This window comes from Hymenobacter agri, assembly GCF_054778495.1.
Window position 1 is genome coordinate 1 of the sequence record NZ_BAAGZM010000684.1, and the last position, 2,114, is coordinate 2,114.

General features: G+C 66.4%; 1 protein-coding gene and 1 pseudogene. One reads left to right on the plus strand and one right to left on the minus strand.

From position 1 onward, the window contains the following. Positions 1-255 (plus strand): annotated as a pseudogene (locus ACYVDE_RS21015) (hypothetical protein); the annotation flags it as partial. 147 nt (positions 256-402) lie between these two features. On the opposite strand, the gene ACYVDE_RS21020 reads toward ACYVDE_RS21015, so the two are convergent. Further along, positions 403-2,114 (minus strand): OmpA family protein (locus ACYVDE_RS21020; protein ID WP_460503492.1); only part of this gene is annotated, 1,712 nt, incomplete at its 5' end.

Consider the following 2,114-nt stretch of genomic DNA (forward strand, 5'->3'; position numbering starts at 1 on the left):
GCGCGGCGCGGGGCCTGGGCCGGGCGCTACGGCTTGGCCGTTTTCATCGGGGCCGTGGTGCTGTTTGCCTTCCTCGAAGAAGGCCTCTGGGATGGACTGGTGTGGCGCGAGCACGGCACGGTGTTCGGCTGGTTTCAGCAACTGCCGGCCGTGGCCAGCCCCACGCTGCTCATGTGGCTGGTGCCGCTGCTGGCACTGCCGCAATCCACCCACTACGTGCTCGATGGGTTCATCTGGCGGCGCAGCAAGCTGTAGAGACGCGACACTTCGCGTCTCGTCGTTGAACGATGCAAATTGAACGTCCCCTCAACGGCGCGAACGAGAGACGCGAAGTGTCGCGTCTCTACAGCCGCTATTGCGTGTTTGCACTCACGGCCCGGACTCGCAGATTCCAAACTACAACTACTTAACAATCAACAGTTCCACACGGCGGTTGAGGCGACGGGTTTCTTCCCGGTCATTGCCGTAGCGGGGCTTGGTGCCGCCGAAGCCCACAGTGCTGATACGCTTCTCGTCGATGCCGCGGCCCACGAGGTAGCGCTTCACCTCGGCCACCCGGTCTTCGGAAAGCTGCTGGTTTTTGTCGGCCGGGCCCACGTTGTCGGTGTGGCCTTCGAGGCGGACTTCGGTGGCCGGCGCGGCCTGCAGAGCAATGGCCAGGCGGTTGAGCTCGATGAAAGAGGAGCCGAGCAGCGTGGCCTTGCCCTGAGCGAAGATGATGCTGGGCAGGTCAACTTTCTCCCCTACCACGGCCGGATTCAGCAGGATGTCGCGACGCGGCGAGCCACTCGCGTTAATGGTATCGCTCATCGTGAGCAGGCCGCCGATGGCCGACAGCGCGTAGCGCCCCGGCAGCAGCGACATCTGGTAGTTGCCTGAATTATCGGCCCGGCTGGTGGCCAGGAACTGCGGGCTGTTGCGGCCCGTGCCCAGCAGGTTGGCCTTCACGAGCGCGCCCGGCACGGGCTGCTTGGTACGGGCATCGAGCACGCGCCCGCTGAGGAAGGCGCGGCCGTTGTTCTCACTCGCTTCGGCCACCACGGCCGGCTTGGGCACCGAGTCGGCCGCCACGGCGCGGCCGGTGCGCCAGATGTCTTTGGTGCCGTTGGGTGTGGCCGACGACGAGTAGTAGGCCGTTTTCCCATCGGGCGCAATGCTCAGAAAGGCGTTGAAGCCGGGGCCGTTCAGGGCCGGGCCCAGGTTGCGGGGCTCGCTCCATTTGCTCCAGCTGTCATCGAGCCGCGTGCTCACAAACAAGTCGGCCGAGCCGTAGCCCATGTGGCCGTAGGAGGCGAAGTACAGGGTTTTGCCGTCGGCCGCGAGCCAGGGCGCGAAGTCGAAGCCCGGCGAGTTCAGCACCGGGCCCAGGGTTTTGGGCTCGGTATAGCCGCCGCTGCCATCGGGGCGGCTCAGGTAGATGTCGTTGCCGCCCTCCGAGTCGCCGCGCTCGAGCGAGAGCAGCAGCGTCTGCCCGTCGGCCGACATATAGAACCCGGTTCCCGTCACGGCCGAGTAAAAGTTGGCAATGCGCAAGGCTTCCGGCTTGGTATTTTTGGGCGTGGCGCTGGCGGCCGTGGCGGCCGACTGGGCCACCCGGCTCAGGCCTTCGTCGCGGAAAGTGCCGTCGCGCTCGTAGGTGCCGCGCACTATCAAGAGTTGGCCGCCGGTGCCGGTGGTGGCTTCCACGGCGTTGTTTTGCGGCGTGTTCAGGCCATCGAGCCGCTCGGGTGCGCCCCAGGTTTTGCCCTCATCAGCGCTGCGGCTCGCCCAGGCGTCGCCCGAATCGGTATTGCCTTCGGTGTTGCCGGCAAACTTGGTGCGGGCGAAATACAGCGTCTTGCCGTCGGGGCTCGCAATGGGGTGCAGCTCGTTGCCGGGCGTGTTCACCGGGCCCGCCAGCAGCTGCGGCGGGCCGAAGGGCGAAGCGCCTTCCAGCAAGTTCAGCTTCAGTCGAAACAGGCGCCACTGCTGCGTGGCGCGGCCGCTGCTTTTCTGGGCCACCACCGGCGTGCCGTTGAATTTGTCGGACGCCGCCAGCGCCGCCACGCGGGCTTCGCTCTTGTTTTCGAGTTGGAAGCTGCCCGCCGGGCCGGCTGGCACCAGCCGCCACTGCT